Genomic DNA, 384 nt, shown 5'->3' on the forward strand with positions numbered 1-384 from the left:
TGAGTAATCGTATAGCTGCCTGTTGCCGTCACACTCGCTCCTGGAGCCAATGGACCGTTAACCGGTGCTATCGTCGCAATCTTATCGTCTGTTACACTGAACGGTCCTGCCAAGGTCACATTGCCGCTGTTGGTGATCACGTAGTTGTAAACCACCACGTCGTCTACCGCATCATATGGATCTCCGGATACCACCTGCTTGTCCAAGGTCAACGCCCGGGTCTGAGTCGCATCCACCGTCTCGGTGTCCGTATTCGAGGTCACCCCGTTGCCGCTCGCGCTGGCCACGTTGGTCACACTGCCCGCATTCAGGTCCGCCTGAGTAATCGTATAGCTGCCTGTTGCCGTCACACTCGCTCCTGGAGCCAATGGACCGTTAACCGGT

At 56.8% G+C, this 384-nt stretch carries 1 protein-coding gene; it reads right to left on the minus strand.

Features of this window, described 5'->3' with window-relative positions:
• Positions 1–287: DUF7507 domain-containing protein (locus tag AAA942_RS20250; RefSeq protein WP_338222129.1), on the minus strand; the 287-nt coding region annotated here is incomplete at its 3' end.
• Positions 288–384: the final 97 nt, after the last annotated feature.

It is taken from the genome of Algoriphagus sp. oki45 (assembly GCF_036245605.1).
Taxonomy (GTDB): domain Bacteria; phylum Bacteroidota; class Bacteroidia; order Cytophagales; family Cyclobacteriaceae; genus Algoriphagus.